Here is a 22,390-nt window from a genome sequence, read left to right on the forward strand (position 1 = left end):
AAGATTATGCAGGCTTCTTCCTCGCTTTATTTTAAATCGCTTAATCGACATTTTCATGTTTTCGGTGTGGAGCCTCAATTATTTTATTTATTGATGGGGTTATGTTTACCGATTGCAGTGTCTGCGCATTTGAATGGGTTGATGGATTTGATTGCAGTTGTTATTTTTATGTTGCTGTATTTAATCAGTGTTTATATCACCCGGTTGGACAAACAAATACTCGCGATTTATCGGCGACATATTTATTATCAAGATTATTATCCCGCACACCCCAGTGTTCATGCAAAAAGTACGCTCATTAAACCCAGTGTCCCTTTTTACCACGGCAAACGAGGGTTTTTTAATGTGGAATAAGAAACGTCACCCTCATTCAATGGGGTTTTCTGATTTATTAAATTATGCTCATTTTGTTGATGATGGCGTTATTATTAATAAAGATGGTGCATTTTTGATGGCGTATCGCTTTCGTGGTCCTGATCTTTATTCAGCGTCTCGGGGGCAGTTAGATGCATTGACAGTCGTCGTCAATCGGATGGCAGGGATTTTAGAAGACGGTTGGATGTTGCATGTCGATGAAGTGCGTATCCCCAGTTTAAATTATTCCGCGGCGGCTGTTTTTCCAAGTAAAGTGGCTGAGCTTATTGACGAAGAACGACGACGGACGTATGAAAAGCTTGGAAATCATTATGAAAATTTACAATTTTTAAGTTTTGTATGGAAATTTCCATTATCAGTCGTTAAAAAAACGCGTCACTGGTTTATTGAAGGTTTAGGAAATGAAAAGGATCACGATCTAACTTATTTATTACATTGTTTTCTGAAGAATGTAGATCGATGTGTTGGGTTGCTCCGTGCGCAATTTAGTTTAGAAAAACTCAGTAGTATCGATTTATTGAGTTATTTGAAATTATGTATTACAGGCGAAATTGCACCCGCTTCGATGCCGCCTGAGGGTTGTTTTTTAGATGTCGTATTAGCCAGTCGATCGGTCGTTGCAGGCTATCATCCTCGGGTCGGCGAAAATACTATTTTTCTATTATCAATAATAGGTTATCTCAATGAAGAAACCATACCTGGGTTATTAGAAGAACTCGGGACTTATCCTTTAGTTTATCGTTGGTCCAATCGTTTTATTCCATTCAGTGAAGCAACAGCGGAACGGGAAATCAAACGTTATGTTCGTAATTGGAACAATAAAATTCGAGGATTTTCGGGCGTTTTAAAAGAAGCCTTGTGGGGAAAAGTATCGAATAAAGTGGATCACGATGCGATGCAAATGAGTCAACAAGCCATGGCGGCCAGCGCGCTTAATCGGAGTGCGCGTACCCGATTTGGGTATTGGTCAAGCGCTCTTGTATTAATGCATCCGGATATCCCTTTATTAATACAGGCAGCACGCGATCTTACCGCTTATTTGGAACAATCAGGTTTTTCGTGTGTACAGGAAGACATTCATGCATTTGATGCATGGTTGGGTACACTTCCGGGCCATGGAAGCTGTCATCTACGCCGTGTATTTATTAATTCGATGAACTTGGCACATGTATTGCCGTTGCAAACCGTATGGACAGGTGCCACGTATAGTTCAACCGAATCTTTATTACCAGCGTGTTCTCCTCCCGTTTTTTATGCAGAAACGAGCGGAAAAACCCCGTTTCGTTTTCATATGGATGTGGAAGACGTCGGACATCAGGTGATATTGGGTCCGACCGGTTCAGGTAAATCAACCTATCTGGGCTTTTTAATCGCACAATTTTTACGTTATCACGGTGCGCAAATTTTTGTTTTTGATAAAGACTATTCTCAACGTGGATTGACTGCAGCCTTAGAAGGTTATCATTACGATATCGGTCAAAGTGAAACGTTAGCTTTTTGCCCGTTAGAGGATTTGTCCAGTGAAGCGAAACAATTACGTGCCATACAATTTATTGAAGATCTTGTTTTTTTACAAAATGTAAATTTGACGCCTGAAATACGTCACGCTATTGGCAGCGTGGTGGCTTCATTAGCCGAAAATAATCATAAGCACAGTCGTACGTTGACTGTTTTTCGTTCTGAAATTCAAAATGAAGTGGTGCGTTCAGCTTTGAACTACTACACGCTGGAAGGTCAGTTTAAATTATTGGATGCAAGCAGCAATGCGATACAGACGGATGCTTATTTACAGACGTTTGAAATGTCGTGGGTATTAAAACAAAAACCGGAGATAGCTATCCCCCTCCTTCGAACTATTTTTGATCGTATTACGACCAGTTTGGAAGATAACCACCGACAAGGTCCTCGTTTAATCATTTTAGAAGAGGCATGGCTTTATGTTTCACACCCTTTATTTGTTCGTCAGCTTAAAGATTGGTTAAAAACCTGCAGGAAAAAAAATGCACGCGTGGTATTTGCAACCCAATCGTTGGCTGATCTTTATGATCCTTCGAATAAAGGATTAACAGAAACGACAGCGACTATTTTGGAATCGTGTCCCACCAAGATTTTTTTACCTCACCCCAGTATGGATGCTGAAATTAAGACACTCTATCAAAAGATTGGGTTAACAGAACGACAATTAGAAATTATTATGCATTCAATCCCTAAACAACATTATTATTTAACGAGTCCAGAAGGTCATCGATTAATTGATTTAAACTTAGAACGTTTAACGTTAGCGTTTGTTGGCTTGTCACGTGAAAAAACCAATGCCTTATTACGGTGTAGGGCGACTTATGCATCGGATTGGTTATCGCATTGGTTACAGCAGGAGGAGCTTATCGCTTATCGGTGATGAAGTCTTTTAACGCATTAATAACTCACTATTTGACCAGTTTTAGCAGCGATATTAATCCCTTGTTGGTTTGGGGGCACGCATTATTTTTAACGTTGTTGATAATTAATTTGGCGTGGATGGCCTTATGGCATGCCTTTGATCAGGATACGTTTTCACAGGCGATGCCTACATTTATTAAAAAATTTTTTGTGATTAGTATTTTTTATACGGTCATGACGCATCCTGAATGGTTAACGCAGTTATTGCAAACGACGCTATTTATGGGAAGGACATTAACTCAAATAAATTTACAACCACAAGCTATTCTTATTTCAGGAATTCAATTGAGTAATAAAATGATGGTTCCACTTGCGGGAGGAAATTTATTAACCGGTGGTGTGGGATTTATTATTGCGTTATTGGTTTCATTATTGGTGTTATTTGTATTTCTGAGTATTACTCTCGATGTGTTAGTCCTTTTAATAACCACAACATTCATGATTTCAATGGCTAGTTTTTTTCTAGGCTTTGCACCCCAAAACGATCGCATCGCCTGTCAAACCTTAAATACAATCTTATGTCAGTGTATGAAATTGTTGGGATTATATCTTGTGATTGGTTTAGGCTTGCATCAGATGAAACAACTTGCAGCGCTAGCACCGAATCAATATACACAGCTGAATGTTTATGTTTGGATCAGTGCATCCGTATTACTGTTTTGGTTGTTATCAAAATATATTCCGCGCTCTTTGAGTCGTATTATGATGGGCTTTATTGAGATAAAACCAGGTATACCCTCATCTTCGTTAATGAATAACCATCAAACGGTACACACAGCACATCATTCGAATACTGAAAAAGTCGATCAGTTAACCTACCCAGGGTTATTACCGAATCAGAGTCAATGGAATACGAATACGCATTCAATGTGGGTTCAGCCAGCGTCCAATCGATCATTATCTAAAGAATTCAGTGACATTGTTCGTAAGTTAACCCGATCGAAAATAAGATTAAAACCAGAAAATAATTTTAAAAAAGGCTTAAACGTGTAAAAAATTATGGTCAATTCTTCCCTCGAAAATCCCTATGTCCATGGATCGGAAGGGCGTAAAGAATGGAATGATCGTTATCACACGATGCGAAAATCAAGTCGTTTATGGCAATATGCTTTTTTTTCTTCGCTATTGGTAAACGTTATTTTTGCACTTGTGTTGGCTAAATTGGCCACGCAATCCCAGTTAAAACCGTTTATTGTCGAAACGAATCGCGGTATGCCTTATGCAATACGCCGTTTACGTGATAATGCCGCATCGAATCCACGGATCATCAATTTTGCAATGAATCAATATATCATCAATTCACGGTCACTGATTCATGATACCCTGGCTGAAAAAAGTTTACTTGATAAGGTTTACGCGTTTTCAGCCAATCAATCCATTCGTTTTCTCAATGATTACTATCAAAAAAACGACCCTTTTCGCTTAAGTGCTCAGTATGCTGTTGCGGTGCACATCGTGAATTCTATACCCTTGAGTTCGCATACGTGGCAAGTGACCTGGGACGAAACACGCTCAAGCCGACGCGATCATCATGTCATCAGTGTTACGCGTTGGATAGGGTTATTGACCTATGAATTTGGAAAAATAAATCCACATTTTATAAATGAGAATCCATTTGGTGTATACATTACTCATATTACCTGGTCACAGATGGAAAGAGGAGCCTCCGATGATAATTAAAATAATAACGGGAGTGATGCTACTGGTACTCCTATCCGGCTGCGCAAGTACTCCTCAGCCCGCGCCGATTTTTATTCCGGCTAAGAAAACAGAATTTCCATTGCAGATAACAACCAGCCCTGACAAAATGAATTATCATTTTACGTATGGCGCTGATCCTGCGTTAGAACACGCGTTTGAACATTATTTAAAATCAGGAAAAGCACCGAACATTGTGCGTAAAGGATTTGTTAATTTTGCATATGTTGCGGATCAACAACCCGTTATCAGTACCATTCCGTTGCAAGAAACCGTTTTGTCGTTGGAACCCGGCGAAAAATTTGAAAATATTTCTACCGGTGATCCCAGTCGTTGGTCTTACTCTGTCGCGACTTCAGGTCAAGGATCACATTTACAACAAAATATTTTGATTAAACCTTCTGCGCCGGGAATTAGTACAAACATGGTGATTACAACCAATAAGCGTATTTATAACGTGCGTTTGGTTTCGGGAGCCAATCCGGACAGTAAGAGCATGCGCAGCGTCCGGTTTTGGTATCCAAAAGAAATTCAGACTGAAGTGTCCAATCCAGTAAGTCAGCCGGGGGAGAGCATCGCTTTAAATCACTTAAATTTTAATTATCATTTAAAAAATGAAACAGGATTTTCTTTACCTTCTTGGGCACCGACACGCATATTTGATGATGGGAATCATACATATATTCAATTTCCGAGAACAATAGCCAGCACAGATATGCCGATATTATTTGTATTGGGTGATCATAAAACCAATGAATTAGTGAATTATCGTTATCAGGCGCCTTATTTTATTGTGGATAAATTATTCAAGCAGGCTGTTTTAGTATTGGGTACGGGTCGAAATCAAGTTCGGTTGATGATTAGCCATGATCAATAAAAACGAGAATAGGTTGTCGTTTCCTTTTAAAATCGTCACATTAAAAAAAACCTGGGTTTTTATTACGATTATATTTTTATTCATTATTATCACGTTAATACTGACTAATTTATATCGCTATAATAAGAAAGAACACCGAACGTTCATCATGGCCGATAAAATCGTAACAACACAACCGACGGATATTCATTGGTATCAACAACAACAGGTTGCTTCATTGCCCATAAAAATGATTAAACCGGTAATCCCCCAGTCTGTTAAGCCTGTGAATCAATTTTCTGCCGATGATTTAACGGCAATGGCTACTCCCATTCGAGAACATCAACTCACATCGGAGCGTTCTGTGATGAAATCTGCAGTGAATGCGATGATGCCATCACACGACAAAAACGGTCCCTATGAAAAGTACGCGTTTATTAAATTGAATGCTGAATCCGACGTAAAAAATAATACATTGATTTCATCCGTACAAGGTTTAAAAAGTCCTTTTGAACTTCAAAGTGGAAGCATTATCCCAGGTATTTTACTCAGTGGTATTAATTCCGATCTTCCAGGCCAAATTATCGCACAGGTTCGTTCTAATGTTTATGATTCACCGAGTGGAAATTATGTATTAATTCCTCAAGGTTCACGATTAACGGGTATCTATGACGCACAAATTGCGTATGGTCAGCAGCGAATTTTAATTATTTGGCAACGGATTATTTTTCCGAATGGTCAAAGTATTGATCTGCACGGTATGCCCGGTGTTGACCGCGTGGGTTATGCAGGATTTAAAGGTGAAATAAATAATCATTATTGGAAACTTTTTGGTTCAACACTGCTCATGAGTGTGATTGGCGTAGGCGGGATGGTTTTAGCGCCACCGAATAATAATCCACTGGCGCAACTGACGGCCAAAGAAGTTTTAGCAGAAAATTTGGATACTAATTTAGCCAATGCCAGTTCACGGATTGCTGAGAAAAATCTGTCTATTCAGCCGACACTGACCATACCACCTGGATATGAATTTAATATTTTTGTAACACGCGATATGGTTTTTGAAAAACCTTATCACGCTTAAGCCGTTTTGTTTAATTCATTTATTTTTAATGAGGAATTTATTATCTAGATTCAAAACATGATATAACTCAAGAGGTTTAACCATGAAAAAAATAATATTTAATAAGCTTCATTCCACAAAAAAGAAAAATAAAAGCCGAACAACGTTTTATTTAAGTGTTTCTGTTTTTTCGCTTTCACTGCTCTTGATTGAATCGAATGCAAACGCAAGTTATAGCATTTATTTTAATAATAATACCGCAAAACGGATGAATTATCGTTCCCTCCTTATTCATAAAAATGTATGTGCTCGTTTAGATCCACGTGATTACCATGCTTTTTCGGGCGTTGCTGCGCCTTATCAAAAAGTAAAAATTTTTGATATTAATTATGGTCAAGGGATGCATGAAGGGAAATTATTTTGTTTCCGATCGATTTTTTCGTCGCCGTTAAATAGAGCTTCACGTTTTTTCGTGACAACCCGCATTGCGGGTGCTTCGGTAGGGTCATCCATTCAATCGACATCATTAACGCTCGATAAAAAGCATTACCCCTTGTTTACATCAAAACCCTTACCCTATCCTGTTGCGTTAGTCCAGCTCAATCATTTAAAGAGCAATCATTCGAATTATTCGTTTTATGCGGCCGCTATCCATTATTTTTTTTCAGATCAATCCACAAATGAACTTGATTATGTCCTGTCATTGCCGCAAAAACGCTTTTTTAGAAGCAATAAAGACACACAACTGACTATCGGCACTTACAATGTTCAACTTTGGCCTTTTTATGCCAAGGTGGCTATGCGTATGAACGAAGCTAAAATGCGCGCACAGCTCATTCCTTTAAATCTTACGCATTATGATGTCGTTGTATTGGAAGAATTAATGGATAAAAAATATCGAAATGAAGTGAGCACACTCATGAGAAGAGATTATCCGTATCAATATGGTCCGACGATGGATCATGCCCCTTTAAGTGGTGGAACCGTTATTTATAGCCATTGGCCTATTTTAAAAAAGGATTCTCTGATTTATCAGGAATGTAATCAGGTGGATTGTGGTGCTGCTAAAGGCGCACTTTATATTAAAATAAAAAAAGGAAATGTCATTTACAATATTTTTGGAACCCATTTGCAAGCGACTGAAGGCGCTCATACAGCAGCAAGGGACGAAGTTGCGCGTGACAAACAATTTAATCACTTACGTCAATTTATAAAAAAACAAAAAATTAATAAAAATCAAGCCGTCATTATTGCAGGCGATCTGAATATTGATTATCAAGCCTGTTTCCTTAGAAAAGAATGTAAAGAATATCAAAAGACAATTCTAACGGTCGATAAACATTATCCCCGTTGGAATAATATTTCGATAGTTCCTTTTGGCAGCGATCCCACTAAAAATCTAATGAATACTGATCCAGAAGGAGAGATGGAAGATTATATTTTACCTGATTCTACGAGCTATCTCGCACCAATAGCCCAACAATCGCATATTCGAGTGATTCGCGAGCCTGCTATCCCTATTATGTACGATGGAGGTTTACAGGTTCTCCATAATCCGTTTGGTGATTTGGATTTATCCGATCATTTTATGTTTGAATCCGTATTGACCTTTCCAGAGGAGAAGACAACCTAAAAAGTTCGAGTTCGTTCTGAAGTAAAGAAAAACATAAAATGAAAAAAATAATGCGAATAATACTTTTTTTAGTCATTTTTTATGTCCCCTACACGCTGGCGTTGGAACCTATCCCGCCAGCACAGGGGCTTCCATCCATCCACAAACTCTATGTATTTGGAGATAGCCTGTCGGACACGGGAAACCTTGAAGCGGCGACGTTATCTTTTTTACCGAATGCTCAAAATTATTTTATGGGTCGTTTTTCTGATGGTTATCTGTGGATTGACGATTTAGCAAAGCAGTACCATACGACCGTTCAGGATAAACAGTTTATTGAAAATTATGCGGTGGGCGGAGCTACTGCATTTCCTTATATGGATCTTGTTTCTATTTTTCACTGGGGATATTACTTAGTGGGGTCACTGGGGAACCAGCTTTACGACTTTACGAAAATGCATAAAAGATTCCGACCGGATGATTTAATTATTATCTGGATTGGCGCGAATGATTTATTATGGGCAGGAGACATGTATTTTTGTGGAAAACTGACCAAAGCCTGTATTGAAGGTCACGTGCAAAAAGCAAACCAAAATAATATCGTCCAAAAAGCCTTCAATAGTGTGAAAGCCCAAGTGCAAAAAATGGAAAAAAGAGGAGCTCAACATATTATACTGGTAGGGCTTCCTGATTTTTCCGAAGTTCCTCGATATATTTTCCAACAACCTGCAGTGGCGGCGCTGAAAAAAGCAGATGCTCACGCGTATAATGAAGAATTAAAAGCCTTTGTTCGCGAAAATCAAGCAGCAGGGCATGCGATTCTTTTTTATGATTTAAATCGCGTTTTACAAAAATTGATAAACCATCCATCTGAACAGGCGAAGTATAAAATTACGGATACGGTTCATTCTTGTCTCTATCGTCATCAAGAACCGAAGTTTTCGGATTGGGAATCTATTGCGCTTAATCGTTACAATCCATTCGCGATGGTTGCCATTATTCCTGTGTTTAGGGATGCGTTACCGAATCCTCATGATTACCGCCTTCAGCATTTTAAAGAATTTGTGGATAAAAAATGTGGGGCGCATTATTTATTTTGGGATACTTTACATCCGACTAAAAAAGGACATTTTGTTATTTTTCAGCACTTCTTAGCTTTTATAGACAAGCATTTTAGGATAACTCGTCCCCATAAAGATAATGGTTTTTGTTATAATCTCCACGTTATCAATAAAGGGTGGTATCTATTAAACGTCTCTCAAAAAAATAGTCGATGTGGATCTCACAATAATTATTTATTGAAAAATAGTGAAAAGCTTGTTTCTGTCGCTTATGATCAACCGGTAAAATTGAATGCAGTACTCGGTAAATCGATGATATTTTCCCATTTACCGCGGCCTGTTCAAGGCTTAGGAGCAACCATTCAATGTACGGGAACGACACTTATCCATTTTAGCTGCAAAGAAATCACTGAATAGGATCCAAGCTGTTTTTCGAGGCAGGGGATTTTCAATGAAAAATAGGAAACCATTATGCGTGGAATATTAACACTCGGTGTGGTGTTGCACGATTGGTTAAAAGAGAAATCTTTTCGTGAAACATTTAATGACTTCATTAAAAATTCGATGATTCGTGAAATTTCCATTTTTCGGGATAGGCATAAAACTGCGATAAATTTGAATGAAGTCAAACAATTTTCAGATGAAATGCATAGCGTGCGTCCCGATATCGTCCTTGCCGTTGATCACGAAGGCGGATGTGTGCAACGATTGCGAGGTAATGGCTTTACTGTGCTACCACAACCGGATGAATTACGCCAACGTTATGAACAAGGTGACGAAGAAGCGTCAAGAAATAGAGCCTATGCGTGTGGCCTTATCACCGCTTATGAGTTACGAAAAGCAGGCATTACGGTTTTGTATGGTCCCGTAATGGATACCTATCATGCGGAGGCTGCCGTTATTGGAAAAAAGGGTCGATCGTATGGAAATCCACCGCAGAGTACAGATTTACTCAACCATTATTTAAAAGGAATCAATGGGTGTTTGTATATCATTGCGAAGCATTTTCCGGATCATGGTCAAGTCATTCAGGATACGCATGTAGAAAGTGCTATTGATACCCGTCCACTCGATACTATTTGTAAGCAATCTTTGCCGCCTTATCGCGATTTGAGTTATGACGGTTTGATGATTCCGCATGTCATTTATTCGGCAGTGGATAGGTTACCGGCGACGCTTTCAAAAAAAACGATTCAATTCTTTACTGCCCAGCTGGCAAAAGATTCTTTGCCGTTATTTAGTGATGCGTTGGAAATGGACGCATTGAAACGTGTAGCGCCAACAATCAATGAACGTGTGTCTCGATGTCTTGAAAGTGGCTGTGATGCTATTCTCTATTGTGGGGGTGGGGGCCAACGCGAGCTTGATTATTTCGATAAACTTGAGCATTTGCTTACTTTTCTTACTGAAAAAAAACACACGGAGCCCGAATTTTTTCGTCGCTATCAGGAAGCGGAACACAAAATAAAACGTTTATCTAATCGTCGTTTAAAACAGCCGCCTTTAGTGGAAGATTATAGACAGGCTCAACGCGTGATGACTGAAATATAATGCAAGGGTTATTTGGTTATTTTGGTTTTAGACCTTCTTCAGTTAAAGCAGCGTGTACAGCCTTTCGTTTGGCAATGTTGTCGAAATAAGCAGTTAAGTGTTTTGTGTTATCCAGATTAAATTTCATAGCAAAGGCCCAACGTAAAATAGTAAACAAATAAGCATCAGCTACAATGAAATGCTGTCCTTGTAAATAGTCATCTTTTTTGAGCACATCATTCAGATAATTGAATTGGGTTTCAAGCTTTTTTCGGAGGATGAGTTGGTATTCTTTGGGTGTTTCGGGCGTAAATAAAGGACTAAAACTTTTATGAAGCTCAGAAGAAATATAGGCAAGCCACGAGATGGTTTGGTAGCGTGAAAAATCGCCGATAGGCGCAACCAGATCGGTGTGGAACGTATCGGCTAGATAAAGGACGATGGCCGGACCTTCTGTCAATAAATGACCATCATCTAATCGTAATGCAGGAACTTGTCCCTTAGGATTGATGGACCAATAATCTTCTCCTGATTCAGTCTTTTTTTTCATTAAATCGACTTTTTCCAGTGTAAACGGTTTCCCTATTTCGCGTAATATAATATGAGGCGATAAAGAACACGCACCGGGGCTATAGAATAGTTTCATCGTCAGCTCCTTTAAATAATGGATGAGGCGTACAAACCAAGATGAGCAGCGTGCTATTTGTTGATATCGTGTGTCTCCCCATACAGTAGCTTATTTTTTCTAAAATAACGAATATTCATGCGTATTAAACTAAATTGAATAGGCCTATTTTTAGATTAAATTTTTCTAAGGGTCTATTATTTTTATTCTTGTCAATAAAAGAGAGGTATGCTAGCTTCCAAGGTTTAGTAACAGGATGTTTTATGAAAAATGAAAATAATGAAATAGTATGGATTACGTTGCCGTTTGATCAAGCCAGAAAAATTCAAAAACTTTTGGATTACTGTGACACGTTTCCCCGCTTAACCATGCATGATTTTATTGAACAATTAAGTCACCATACAGAAAAAATGGGGATTCAAGCTGAGAAGGTAAAAGGTTTTAAAAAAAATTGGTTAAAGCCTGAGATAGACGTCAATTATTTGAAATCGTTAATGAAGACATTGTCGCTATTAGAGAAAGCAAAAAAAGTAAATAAAAGATGGCGTAAAAAAAATAAAAAAACAGGTCAGCTGCTTTATCCTTATTTACAAGAAAAAAAATTCTCACTGAATGAATTTTTGGGCTTGTTTATTTTATATTCCTCTCGGCCCGATTTACACAGTTCAACGTTATGTCAAGCGTTAAATGATGATAATGACGCGATTATAAAAAAAGAATTTCTTGAGAGCGCTATGGAAATTAACGAAAAAATAACTAGCTTTTCAGTTCCCAAGGAGTTGTCATATTTAGGACTCGTTAGAAAACGTTTAGTTTCTCCTTCGGAAGTTAATTTAGCTTTACTGAGTTACGCCTTTTTTTCTAAGGATCTCAACGTCATGTTACCTTTTAAAACAATCGGAAAAATGACCGGGAGGTTAATGGCGGATTATCAAGGTAAGATTCGAATTGCATCAGATTATATCGATTCCTTCGTGAAGACGAATTCATTAGGTGCAACGTGTGTTAATGTATTAAAATCTTCTGGGTTAGTTTGGGATGAGGTCACTGACAATAATAGAACGAAAAGAAGTAGTGAATATAAACAAGATTTTAGGAATACATTAAAAGATGACTTAGAGCGAGTAAATACAACAAGATTAGAAACAGTTAAAAGATATGGTTTTGAAGGTATCAATGGAACGCGTTTACTCAAATTACGTGAATCATCACAGGGAAATAGTGTTGATTTGAATCATCTCTTAATCAGTAGCTTGACTTTTTTGACATTGATTTCTCATACGCCTATTGGCGCAATCGTGAGAAACATTAAGAAAGACATCGTAACAGCAAGCAATTCTATCGGGACTTTTTTCTCAAAAAATGTTCCCAAAATAGACAAAGAGCCTGACCAAAATGAAATTCAATTTACGCTTAAATCGTGATTTTGTCATTTTAAAATAGAATACAGAAGGCACTACAAACGTAGACGATGTCGAAGACAAAAAATGGCTCTTCGGGAGTATTCAATTAACTGTGTCAACGCTAAACTAAATCAACAATTTTAGGAGTTGACATGAAACAAGCCATACTCAGTAAAGAATTTGAAGCTGAAGCGATAGCACGGCTAAAATCAGGAGAATCGTTAACAGGAAAAGATGGAATATTAACGCCGTTAATAAAACAAATTATCGAAGCATCGTTAGAGGGGGAAATAGACGCTCATTTATCAGAATCTAAAGCAACGGATATCTCAAATCGACGCAATGGAAAAACCAGTAAGTTATTAAAAACGGGGACAGAAAGTTTTGAGCTAGAAACACCCCGAGACCGTTTAGGAACGTTTGAACCACAAATGGTTAAGAAACGTCAAACGGTTTTAAACGAGTCCTTAGATAACAAAATACTGTCATTGTATGCACTTGGGATGAGCTATGAGGCGATCCAAGAACATCTGGCGGGATATGTATGGTCTTGAGGTTTCAGCCGCTAAAATTAGCTTGATAAGCGATAAATTAATGCCGGTTATAACGGAATGGCGAAATAGACCGTTAGAATCTGTGTATCCCATCGTATTTCTCGATGCCATGCATTTTAAGGTGCGTATTGAAGGAAAAGTCAGTAGTCGTGCTTTTTATTCGGTTTTGGGTGTTAACAATCAGGGTCGTAAAGAAATTTTAGGGCTGTATCTTTCTGAAAATGAAGGTTCTCGTTTCTGGCTACACGTTTTAAATGATTTGTGCGCTCGCGGAGTTGAGGATATTCTCATTGCTAGCATTGACGGATTAAAGGGTTTTCCTGAAGCCATTGCTGAGGTTTTCCCCCAGACAGAAATTCAGCTTTGTGTGATTCATCAAATCCGTAACTCATTAAAGTACGTGACCAGCAAAGATCAAAAATCCTTTATGGCTGATTTAAAATTGGTTTATCGTGCGAGCTCCAAGGATTTAGCCGAGCATCGCCTATTGGAGCTTGATGAAAAATGGGGTAAAAAATACCCTGCTGTGATTAAGTCTTGGCAAACTCAATGGGAGCGTTTGTCTCAGTATTTTAAGTACCCAGAAGAGCTACGACGTATTGTTTACACAACGAATATAGTGGAGGGGTTTCATCGGCAAGTGCGTAAATATACCAAAAATAAAGGCGCTTTTACTAGTGAAAATGCCTTACTTAAATTAATTTACTGTGCCTGTCAAAAAATACTAGAAAAGTGGTACCAGCCCCTGCATAATTGGGCCTTAATTGCCTCTCAACTACAGATATTTTTTGATGGCAGATTAAATTTACAGTTACGATAAAACTATTAATGACACAGTTTTGTGAACACTCTCTACTCTTCTAGAATCAGTAAATCCTCATCCGATAGACCCGTTATTTCCTTGATAAGTGAAGATTAATTCGTTTAGCTAACATTTTTTTAGCAATATTAATTGCTTTACAATACTCTCCTTCTTGCCGACCTTGCTGTTTTAATTGCTGTGCTGCATTCATAATATCTTCCTCATAGTCTTCGATGGTTTTAAGCTTCTCAATCACCTGGTTCACATTGGCAGTCTCACCTTTGACTAACATATAATATATCAATTGATTGAACAAATCATGATCAGGCTTCACCCGTTTAATTAGCTTTATAATATGATCGGCGATATCCTCTAGATCTCTGGTAAAAATATGTTTTTGAACAATTTCTAAGAAAGCAAGCTGTTTGTGTCGATAGATTTCCTTATCCGGCAGTACATTGAGATCGACAAGCAGTGGGTCATCGAAGAAATGTGCTTTTGCAAAGGGCGTGTCCTCAACGCAATCGATAAGCTTTAAGCAATAAGGGTACTGACCTTTCCCATGGTAGAAAAGCATCGAAATAACAACCGGTAATTTTTTGTATCCAAGGTTTAGATGCTGCTGCATAATGGCCACTTTATAGCGGTGCATGCGAAAAGGCATCAGTTCTTCTGCGGTGCTTTGATGTTCGAGATTAAGATAAACATAACCGTGCATCCCATTGACTTTCAACGAGTACAAAATATCAGAATGATGTTGTTTCAGATCTGCATCGACAAAAGACCCGGGCTCAATCTTTAACGTCGAAAAATCACAGGCTTGTTTCATGTGTTTGGGCAAATAAATCGTGATGAAGTGGGTTGCAACTTTAATATCCGTAAAAAACGTCTTAAAAATGGCATCGTGCGCATTATGAATCTGAATCGACACGGTTTTGTTATCCTGATTATGATTGAGAAAAGAAGTTTATCACGGAATATCGTAAAAGATAATAATTAATCGGAATTTTGAATAATATACTGTTTCTTTATTGGCTCTATTAATTAAGTCTATTATTTTTCGAACAAAGGATAATAAATTTGAAGGGGTCTTTTTTTTCTATTCACTACTGCGAAATCAGTCAGCTTATGTATGCGTACTGAAGTCTTGCTCATTATTTCTAAAACAGTAAAATGACGGACAACTTCTGCATCCGCAATCAACGATCGATGACATCGCCAGGGTACTGCTTCGGCGCACATGATGGCGACCTTTTTATTTTTCTTTATTAACTCATTTAACGTTTTCAAACCTTCGAAAAATTCAGTTGTTTGCATATAGTCTGCAAACCCACGAAAACCTGTATTACGCCATCCTCTATTGATGGAGTTTCTCGTCGTTCGACGTAAGCCACCTAATTTGGGAAGATGGGTGTAAGCGATTTTATATTTTCGAAGCGATTTTTTGAGTTCTTTTTCATTAAACCACGGCACATGACGAGACCTTGGAAGGGTACGCACATCAACGAGGTGCGTAATGTGATAGGCCTGCAATATATCGAGAAATTCCTGAAGAATCCGTGTCGAATGTCCGATTGTGTAAAGCTTAGGCATAGACAATAAGCCTTATCCTGCTGTATCGAGTCTGTAAAGTGCGATACGAAATAAAGTAGGTTTATGAAAGCACATACCTCTCTAAATAGATCACACGCGTGTAAAATCAATTGAATGATAATGTGTTATTCTTGATCTAAAAAACTGCGTAGGGGTTCTGAACGTGTCGGATGACGTAACTTACGTAAAGCTTTTGCTTCAATTTGACGAATGCGTTCACGCGTTACATCAAATTGTTTGCCGACTTCTTCCAATGTGTGGTCCGTATTCATATCAATACCAAAGCGCATACGCAATACTTTCGCTTCTCGCGGCGTCAGTGAGGCTAATACCCGTTGTGCTGTTTCGCGTAAACCTTCTATTGTCGCGGCGTCAATAGGCGATAAAGCGGCGGCGTCTTCAATAAAATCACCCAGGTGGGAATCACCATCTTCATCACCGATAGGTGTTTCCATCGAAATAGGTTCTTTAGCAATTTTAAGAATTTTTCGAATTTTATCTTCAGGTAAACCCATTTTTTTACTGAGATCTTCGGGCGAAGGTTCTTTTCCTGTTGCTTGTAATATTTGACGTGAAATCCGGTTTAATTTATTAATCGTTTCGATCATATGCACAGGAATACGAATAGTACGTGCCTGATCAGCAATGGATCGAGTAATCGCTTGCCGTATCCACCACGTGGCGTAGGTTGAAAATTTATAGCCGCGGCGATATTCAAATTTATCGACCGCTTTCATTAAACCAATATTACCTTCTTGAATTAAATCAAGGAATTGTAAACCTCGATTGGTATATTTTTTAGCAATAGAAATAACCAATCGTAGATTGGCTTCAACCATTTCTTTTTTTGCTCGTCTTGCTTTCGTTTCTCCTGCGGACATTTGGCGATTAATTTCTTTAATTTCAGTGATGGTCATGCCTATCGTTTTTTCCAATTCATGTAATTTATTTTGTGCGGCTGTGATGGGAGCGAGTAGCTCCTTTAAACGGGATGAGTAACTTTTTTTAGCGTGAATATGTTTTTTTAGGAAATTTTCATTGGTTTCATTTTTGGGAAACGTATTAATGAAAAGCAGACGTGGCATTTTTGCTTCATTAACGCATAAACGCATAATAATACGTTCTTGGAGTCGAATTTTTTCTAAAAGCCCGCGCATGTTGCGTGTTAATTTGTCGAGCTGACGTGGGATTAATTTAAATTTAGTAAACGCATCGGCTAATAGGACGGCTTGTTTTATGGTTTTTTTATCATGACGTCCCCATTTTTTTTGTGCGGCAATATACGCTTCATAATGGGCTTTTAATTCAGCAAAGCGTGTATGTGCTAATTCTGGGTCAGGCCCACCATCCAGCTCGCCAAAACCTTCATCATCGTCCGTTGCACTGATTTTAGATTTAGCATCATCACCTTCATCATTATCTTTGTCATCTGTGCGTTTATCACTTCTGTTAAAACGTTCATCAGGGGTTTCTGTGGACGTGATATTCTTTCCAGAAGGCAATTCAAGAGGTATGGATAATTCTTCGAGATCTAAAAATCCACTAATAATGTCATTTAAACGGATTTCTTGTTGTTCATACCGCGTATACTCGTTCAATATATGGGAAATATTGACAGGATATTGAGCAAGTGCGGCGAGTATGGCTTGCAATCCGTCTTCAATACGCTTGGCGAGTTTAATTTCACCTTCGCGAGTCAGTAATTCAACGGTTCCCATTTCACGCATATACATCCGAACCGGATCCGTTGTGCGACCTAACTCAGTGGTGATATTACCTAAAATAGTTACATTTTCTGAACTATTCTCTTCTTCTGCATTATTGACAATACTCGAGGAGAGTAATGTTTCCATATCCGGGGGAACTTCATAAACCGGTATGCCGATATCATTAAGCATCAAGATGATTTCATCAAGCTGCAGTTGCTCTTGCTCAGCTTCAGAGATAATATCTTCTAACAGATGGTCATTGATTTCAGCATACGTGACAAATCCTTGTTTTTTACCGTGTGTAATAAGCTCTCGTAAACGGGATTGTTGTTGTTCGAAATCCATAGCTGCGCTTGACCTCTTGGGAAAGTAGTAATTTTATTATATACCTAATTGAAGATAAACCTATAAACCTTTAGCGTCAAAGGTAACTCCTTTAAGGCAAAAAATTATGCGAATACTCAGTTTAGGTACAAACTTAGGCGATAGTTTCAATAACCTACGCCAAGCGCTGCAATTATTACAAAAATCACGGAAGATTGCACCTTATCGAATTTCTCCTCTTTATAGTTCACAAGCGCTCTTACCCGCTTATGCCCCGGTGGCTTGGAATCGATCTTTTTTAAACCTTGCAGTGGCGTGTGAAACCGATTTGTCACCGGGTGAGGTATTGACAGTGATTAAACAGATTGAACGTCAAATGGGACGAGAAGAAGGCCAACGGTGGGCGCCACGCATTATCGACATTGATATTTTAGCGTGGGATAATTGCGTGATTAATCAGGCCGACCTAAAAATTCCTCATGCTGAGCTGTTATCAAGACCTTTTGCGCTATGGCCGTTGCTTGATTTATGGCCCAATTGGCAACACCCTACAGCAGAATTCAATGATGTATTGTCCAATTGGGGATCGCGTTATAGCGGTGAACAGGCACCTTGTGGAACGAAACAATTGCCTCATCGCTTAGAGGGAAGTGCGTTAGTGGGGATATTAAATATCACACCCGATTCGTTTTCTGATGGAGGTCGTTTTATAACCTTACCTAATGCATTGGCTCAAGCTGAAAAACTGGTGCGCGAAGGTGCAGAAGTGCTGGATATTGGTGCTGAATCCACTCGGCCACATGCTAATCCGGCTGTTTCACCTGAAACCGAGTGGGCATTATTACATCCTGTTTTAGTTGCCTTAAAAGAACAGATGAAACAATGGCCTTTTAAACCCAAATTGAGTATTGATACACGACACTACCGTGTCGCAGAGCAAGCGATGCAACTGGGTATTGACTGGATTAATGATGTCAGTGGCTTTGTTGATCCGAATATGCGTGCATTGCTAGCCGGTAGTGTGGTGAAGTGTGTGGTGATGCATAACCTGGGTATTCCTCCACAGAAAACAAATGTGATGATGTCTCATGGCGATATATGCGAACAAATCACAAATTGGGCGGAACAACGCTTTGACCAACTTCTGGCTGACGGGGTGAATGCGCATCAGCTTATTTTCGATGTGGGTATAGGTTTTGGAAAAACGGCGCAACAATCCATTTTCTTGTTAAAAAATATTTGCCATTTTCGTCGATTACATTGTCCTTTGTTAATTGGCCATTCACGGAAATCGTTTTTAAACGCCATAACCGAAAAGCCGTTTCCTGCGAGAGATTTTGAAACAGCGATGCTCTCTTATCAACTGGCTGCACAAGGCGTGGATTTCTTGCGTGTACATAATGTGGGTTTAAATGCGCAAGCTATCCGAATGTCCACACAATTTACTCAATCAGAAGAATTCGCAACCGTGTAATTAAGAAAAATGGGAGTGCAAAATTAATTTTCCCATGTCAAATCTAATTCTCGTACGGCCTTAACATCATCTAAACGTTTTAAACGGAGGTGGTGCGGTGCATTATTGAGGTGTGTTGGATTTTTTTTTGCTTCAATCAGAATTTTTTCCATCGCGGATATAAACTGATCAAGTTCTTGTTTCGATTCAGTTTCGGTCGGTTCTATTAATAAACATTCTGGAATGAGCAAGGGAAAGTAGGTTGTGGGTGCATGAAAACCAAAGTCAAGTAAACGTTTGCTCACATCCATGGCAGTGACATTCGCCTGTTTCGATAAATTTTTGAGTGTCAAGATAAATTCATGGCTTGCGCGTCGTTGTGGAAACGCGGGAATGTAACCTATTCGTTGTAATTGTTTCAGTAAATAATTCGCATTGAGTGTGGCAAATTCAGAAACGCGTTTTAAGCCTTCGCGGCCGAGTAAACACGCATAAAAATAAGCGCGTAAAAGGATTCCTGTATTTCCCATAAACGTAGATAAACGGCCAATACTTTGCGGGCGATCCTGTAAATGAAGCCAGCGATAACGATTTTTTTCAAAAGCGACGATAGGTATCGGTAAAAAGGGGAGAAGACGTTCGCCAACCGCAACAGGCCCCGCACCGGGACCTCCACCACCATGAGGCGTTGCAAATGTTTTATGCAAATTAAGATGCATCACATCAAAACCCATATCTTTAGGACGTACTTTGCCTAGAATGGCATTGAGGTTAGCCCCATCGTAGTAGAGTAATCCGCCTGCTTGGTGGATAATCGACGCAATCTGTTCAATGTGTTGTTCAAATACACCCAATGTGGAGGGGTTTGTTAACATAATGCCAGCGGTATGCGATCCAACGGCGCTATATAATGCGTCTAAATCGATATCACCTGCTGGATTCGTAGGAATTTCGCGCACACTATAACCACACATGGCCGCAGAAGCCGGGTTCGTACCATGGGCTGCATCAGGGATTAAAAATTCTGTTCTTGCCGTATCACCTCGTGAAGCATGATAGGCTTTAATCATGGCAACACCGGCAAATTCACCTTGCGCACCCGCCATGGGCGTCAACGAAACGCCGGACATTCCGGTGATGTCTTTTAAAATTTCTTGAAATTCATACAGACAACGCAGTGTGGCTTGACAAGATGTTTCAGGTAATAAAGGATGTTGATGAAGAAAAGCAGGTAAGGATGCCAAACGATGTACGCCACGTGGATTGTACTTCATTGTGCATGATCCGAGTGGATAAAAATGCGTATCGATGGAGAAATTTTTTTGGGAAAGACGGGTAAAATGTCGCACAACTTGCAATTCAGAAACTTCAGGTAAGCAAAGTTTAGTTTTTCGTAAATAGTTTTCAGGGATAGACGTTAATTGAGTGTTGAATGTTGTATCCTTTGAATCAAAAGCGCGTATTTGCGATTTTGCTACACGTCCTGTCTGACTCAGTTCGAAAATAAGCATAAATTTGAGGTTAATTAGAAAGTAATTTTAATAACGCGTGTTGATAGACCTTTAAATCCGATTGGCTTTTCGTTTCTGTGGCACAAACCAGCAAGGCATTCCCTAATTCAGGGTAGTGGTGTGATAAGTCATAGCCACCGTGTATCCCGACTGTTGTTAATTCACGCAGTAAATCACGAGCAGGTTGAGGAACGCGAATGACAAACTCGTGAAAAAAAGGGCTATTGAAAATGAATTCTATTTCGGGTAGTTGCGTGAGTAGCGCTGCCAGCTGCCGTGACCGTTGATGAGATAAAGAAGCCACGTGTTGTAACCCTTTGGATCCGAGTAAACTCATATAAATGGTTGCCGCCGTAACGAGTAAACCTTGATTTGTGCAAATATTTGACGTGGCTTTGGCTCGACGGATGTGTTGTTCCCGTGCTTGTAAGGTTAATGTAAAACCAGGCCTATTGTTTTTATCGCGTGTACGACCAACAATCCGGCCTGGCATTTGTCGTAACCATGGTTTTTTGCAACACATAAACCCAAAATAAGGTCCACCCCCTGCAAGCGGTACACCCAGCGCTTGTCCTTCACCACACACAATATCAGCGCCTTGAGTGCCCCAACTTCCTGGCTCTTTGAGTAGCGCCAAACTTAATGGATTGCTGACAGCAATGACAAACGCGTTTTGACTATGTGCCCAATCGGTCAGCTCATCAACGGATTCGAGAACACCAAAAAAATTGGGTTGCGGTATCACTAAAGCACACATATCGTTTTTTGGATCATTTTCCAGGGTTGAAAGCAGTATTTTACCCTGTTCGGGACAGTAATCCAGTTCAATGAGTTCAATGGCTTGTTGCGTTACAATGGTTTGTAACGTGTGTCGATAATGGGGATGTACCGTGCGTGGAATTAAAATTTTAATCGAGTGTGTTTTTTTGTTTGATCGGATGGCCATTAAAACAGCTTCGGCCAACGCTGTGGCGCCATCATAGAGCGAAGCGTTTGAGTAGTCCATGCCGGTTAGGCGGGCCATCATGGTTTGATATTCATAAATGAGTTGCAAGCTCCCTTGACTTGCCTCGGCTTGATAAGGGGTATAGGCCGTCAAAAATTCGCCCCGACTTGTAATCTCCCAAACAGCAGCAGGAATGTAGTGTTCATAAGCGCCAGCGCCAATAAAACACAGTCCTTTTTTATTTTCTTGACTTCTTTTTTCGATGATTTGCGTTAATTCCATTTCAGTGAAGCCGGAAGGAATCTGGCTGAATTCGATCGTTTTTAAATGAGGGGGGATTTCGTCAAATAAATCATCAATCGTATGTACACCCAGTGTGGCTAACATTTCTTGGATTTCAACATCAGTATGAGGGACAAAAGGCATTTTAGGCCTCAACCAAAATATGTTGCTCGTACTGTATTTGATCCATTAATTTTTTTAGTTCAGTGGCGTCTGAAAATTGTAGTCGAAACAACCACCCTTGTCCGTAAGCATCCGTATTAATAAGCTCAGGTTTATCGTTCAATGACGTATTAATATCTGTTACCACACCTGAAAGGGGCGCATAGACATCAGCAGCGGCTTTAACGGATTCTAAAACACAGGCTTCTTCATGTTGATTCAAGCGTTTATTAATCGGAGGCAATTCAACATAAACGACATCACCTAATAGCTCTTGGGCATGTGGAGTAATACCGACATAGACACTGTTGTTCTCTTCAAACCGAATCCACTCGTGAGTCGATGTATATTTTAATTCAGGTAAATTTTTCATGCTAATGGCTCTTTTATAT

18 protein-coding genes and 1 pseudogene are annotated in these 22,390 nt (G+C 39.3%); 12 read left to right on the top strand and 7 right to left on the bottom strand.

The features are described from left to right. The first annotated feature begins 6 nt into the window (after positions 1 to 6). The 9 genes from RICGR_RS01495 to RICGR_RS01535 all read left to right on the top strand — a co-directional run bounded on the left by RICGR_RS01495 (position 7) and on the right by RICGR_RS01535 (position 10,655). Positions 7 to 354 (top strand): VirB3 family type IV secretion system protein, encoded by a 348-nt coding sequence (locus RICGR_RS01495; protein WP_006035702.1) that lies wholly within the window; start codon positions 7 to 9, stop codon positions 352 to 354. Continuing rightward, on the top strand, positions 344 to 2,773 hold the full coding sequence (locus tag RICGR_RS01500; protein WP_006035470.1) for a TraG/VirB4 family ATPase: 2,430 nt from the start codon (positions 344 to 346) through the stop codon (positions 2,771 to 2,773). Before RICGR_RS01495 ends, RICGR_RS01500 begins: the two co-directional genes overlap by 11 nt. Then, on the top strand, positions 2,770 to 3,807 hold the full coding sequence (locus RICGR_RS01505) for a TrbL/VirB6 family protein (RefSeq protein WP_240992183.1): 1,038 nt from the start codon (positions 2,770 to 2,772) through the stop codon (positions 3,805 to 3,807). The genes RICGR_RS01500 and RICGR_RS01505 overlap by 4 nt, the downstream gene beginning before the upstream one ends. Positions 3,808 to 3,813: 6 nt before the next feature. Further along, positions 3,814 to 4,494, top strand: coding sequence for a VirB8 family type IV secretion system protein (locus RICGR_RS01510; protein WP_006035645.1), 681 nt, complete (start codon positions 3,814 to 3,816; stop codon positions 4,492 to 4,494). Continuing rightward, positions 4,484 to 5,389, top strand: a complete 906-nt coding sequence (gene trbG, locus RICGR_RS01515) for a P-type conjugative transfer protein TrbG (protein WP_006034899.1) — start codon at positions 4,484 to 4,486, stop codon at positions 5,387 to 5,389. The genes RICGR_RS01510 and trbG overlap by 11 nt, the downstream gene beginning before the upstream one ends. A gap of 148 nt (positions 5,390 to 5,537) precedes the next feature. Next, positions 5,538 to 6,452: a TraB/TrbI/VirB10 family type IV secretion system protein gene (locus tag RICGR_RS07390; protein ID WP_240992184.1), complete on the top strand. Its 915-nt coding sequence runs from the start codon at positions 5,538 to 5,540 to the stop codon at positions 6,450 to 6,452. Between the two features lie 82 nt (positions 6,453 to 6,534). Next, positions 6,535 to 8,064: a sphingomyelin phosphodiesterase gene (locus RICGR_RS01525; RefSeq protein ID WP_006035745.1), complete on the top strand. Its 1,530-nt coding sequence runs from the start codon at positions 6,535 to 6,537 to the stop codon at positions 8,062 to 8,064. 38 nt (positions 8,065 to 8,102) lie between these two features. After that, positions 8,103 to 9,521: an SGNH/GDSL hydrolase family protein gene (locus RICGR_RS01530; RefSeq protein ID WP_006035165.1), complete on the top strand. Its 1,419-nt coding sequence runs from the start codon at positions 8,103 to 8,105 to the stop codon at positions 9,519 to 9,521. A gap of 54 nt (positions 9,522 to 9,575) precedes the next feature. Beyond that, positions 9,576 to 10,655: a glycoside hydrolase family 3 N-terminal domain-containing protein gene (locus tag RICGR_RS01535; RefSeq protein WP_006035967.1), complete on the top strand. Its 1,080-nt coding sequence runs from the start codon at positions 9,576 to 9,578 to the stop codon at positions 10,653 to 10,655. 16 nt (positions 10,656 to 10,671) lie between these two features. On the opposite strand, the gene gstA is transcribed toward RICGR_RS01535, so the two are convergent. Beyond that, the gene (gene gstA, locus RICGR_RS01540; protein ID WP_006035179.1) at positions 10,672 to 11,280 is read right to left on the bottom strand and encodes a glutathione transferase GstA; all 609 of its coding nucleotides are present in this window, start codon (positions 11,278 to 11,280) and stop codon (positions 10,672 to 10,674) included. 242 nt (positions 11,281 to 11,522) lie between these two features. Between gstA and RICGR_RS01545 the strand changes: the two genes are divergently transcribed. Both RICGR_RS01545 and RICGR_RS01550 read left to right on the top strand, forming a co-directional pair. After that, positions 11,523 to 12,683, top strand: a complete 1,161-nt coding sequence (locus RICGR_RS01545) for a hypothetical protein (protein WP_006035992.1) — start codon at positions 11,523 to 11,525, stop codon at positions 12,681 to 12,683. A gap of 131 nt (positions 12,684 to 12,814) precedes the next feature. Beyond that, a pseudogene (locus RICGR_RS01550) lies at positions 12,815 to 14,036 on the top strand (IS256 family transposase). Between the two features lie 73 nt (positions 14,037 to 14,109). On the opposite strand, the gene RICGR_RS01555 reads toward RICGR_RS01550, so the two are convergent. The 3 genes from RICGR_RS01555 to rpoD all read right to left on the bottom strand — a co-directional run bounded on the left by RICGR_RS01555 (position 14,110) and on the right by rpoD (position 17,665). Then, complete coding sequence (locus RICGR_RS01555; protein ID WP_081441661.1) at positions 14,110 to 14,949, bottom strand: Rpn family recombination-promoting nuclease/putative transposase; 840 nt, start codon at positions 14,947 to 14,949, stop codon at positions 14,110 to 14,112. Between the two features lie 122 nt (positions 14,950 to 15,071). Continuing rightward, positions 15,072 to 15,611, bottom strand: a complete 540-nt coding sequence (locus RICGR_RS01560; RefSeq protein ID WP_006034973.1) for a DUF488 domain-containing protein — start codon at positions 15,609 to 15,611, stop codon at positions 15,072 to 15,074. 125 nt (positions 15,612 to 15,736) lie between these two features. Continuing rightward, on the bottom strand, positions 15,737 to 17,665 hold the full coding sequence (gene rpoD, locus RICGR_RS01565; protein WP_006035903.1) for an RNA polymerase sigma factor RpoD: 1,929 nt from the start codon (positions 17,663 to 17,665) through the stop codon (positions 15,737 to 15,739). 106 nt (positions 17,666 to 17,771) lie between these two features. Here rpoD and folP point away from each other — a divergent pair, with 106 nt between their 5' ends. Beyond that, a complete protein-coding gene (gene folP, locus RICGR_RS01570) occupies positions 17,772 to 19,118 on the top strand; it encodes a dihydropteroate synthase (RefSeq protein WP_006035130.1) in 1,347 nt (448 codons plus the stop codon). Positions 19,119 to 19,141: 23 nt separating this feature from the next. On the opposite strand, the gene gcvPB is transcribed toward folP, so the two are convergent. Genes gcvPB through gcvH form a run of 3 tightly spaced genes read right to left on the bottom strand, consistent with a single transcriptional unit; the run spans position 19,142 to position 22,371 of the window. Next, positions 19,142 to 20,608 carry an aminomethyl-transferring glycine dehydrogenase subunit GcvPB gene (gcvPB, locus tag RICGR_RS01575; RefSeq protein ID WP_006034755.1) on the bottom strand — a complete coding sequence of 489 codons (1,467 nt, stop codon included), beginning with the start codon at positions 20,606 to 20,608 and terminating at the stop codon, positions 19,142 to 19,144. Between the two features lie 10 nt (positions 20,609 to 20,618). After that, positions 20,619 to 21,980: an aminomethyl-transferring glycine dehydrogenase subunit GcvPA gene (gcvPA, locus tag RICGR_RS01580; RefSeq protein ID WP_006035375.1), complete on the bottom strand. Its 1,362-nt coding sequence runs from the start codon at positions 21,978 to 21,980 to the stop codon at positions 20,619 to 20,621. Between the two features lies 1 nt (position 21,981). After that, positions 21,982 to 22,371, bottom strand: a complete 390-nt coding sequence (gene gcvH, locus RICGR_RS01585) for a glycine cleavage system protein GcvH (protein WP_006034823.1) — start codon at positions 22,369 to 22,371, stop codon at positions 21,982 to 21,984. Positions 22,372 to 22,390 lie beyond the last annotated feature (19 nt).

This window comes from Rickettsiella grylli (genome assembly GCF_000168295.1).
Lineage (GTDB): Bacteria > Pseudomonadota > Gammaproteobacteria > Diplorickettsiales > Diplorickettsiaceae > Aquirickettsiella > Aquirickettsiella grylli.

Coding starts and splice junctions, on each gene's coding strand:
- RICGR_RS01495 (WP_006035702.1), top strand. CDS start 7: ATGCAGGCTTCTTCCTCGCTTTATTTTAAATCGCTTAATCGACATTTT.
- RICGR_RS01500 (WP_006035470.1), top strand. CDS start 344: ATGTGGAATAAGAAACGTCACCCTCATTCAATGGGGTTTTCTGATTTA.
- RICGR_RS01510 (WP_006035645.1), top strand. CDS start 3,814: ATGGTCAATTCTTCCCTCGAAAATCCCTATGTCCATGGATCGGAAGGG.
- trbG (WP_006034899.1), top strand. CDS start 4,484: ATGATAATTAAAATAATAACGGGAGTGATGCTACTGGTACTCCTATCC.
- RICGR_RS07390 (WP_240992184.1), top strand. CDS start 5,538: ATGGCCGATAAAATCGTAACAACACAACCGACGGATATTCATTGGTAT.
- RICGR_RS01525 (WP_006035745.1), top strand. CDS start 6,535: ATGAAAAAAATAATATTTAATAAGCTTCATTCCACAAAAAAGAAAAAT.
- RICGR_RS01530 (WP_006035165.1), top strand. CDS start 8,103: ATGAAAAAAATAATGCGAATAATACTTTTTTTAGTCATTTTTTATGTC.
- RICGR_RS01535 (WP_006035967.1), top strand. CDS start 9,576: ATGCGTGGAATATTAACACTCGGTGTGGTGTTGCACGATTGGTTAAAA.
- gstA (WP_006035179.1), bottom strand. CDS start 11,280: ATGAAACTATTCTATAGCCCCGGTGCGTGTTCTTTATCGCCTCATATT.
- RICGR_RS01545 (WP_006035992.1), top strand. CDS start 11,523: ATGAAAAATGAAAATAATGAAATAGTATGGATTACGTTGCCGTTTGAT.
- RICGR_RS01560 (WP_006034973.1), bottom strand. CDS start 15,611: ATGCCTAAGCTTTACACAATCGGACATTCGACACGGATTCTTCAGGAA.
- rpoD (WP_006035903.1), bottom strand. CDS start 17,665: ATGGATTTCGAACAACAACAATCCCGTTTACGAGAGCTTATTACACAC.
- folP (WP_006035130.1), top strand. CDS start 17,772: ATGCGAATACTCAGTTTAGGTACAAACTTAGGCGATAGTTTCAATAAC.
- gcvPB (WP_006034755.1), bottom strand. CDS start 20,608: ATGCTTATTTTCGAACTGAGTCAGACAGGACGTGTAGCAAAATCGCAA.
- gcvPA (WP_006035375.1), bottom strand. CDS start 21,980: ATGCCTTTTGTCCCTCATACTGATGTTGAAATCCAAGAAATGTTAGCC.
- gcvH (WP_006034823.1), bottom strand. CDS start 22,371: ATGAAAAATTTACCTGAATTAAAATATACATCGACTCACGAGTGGATT.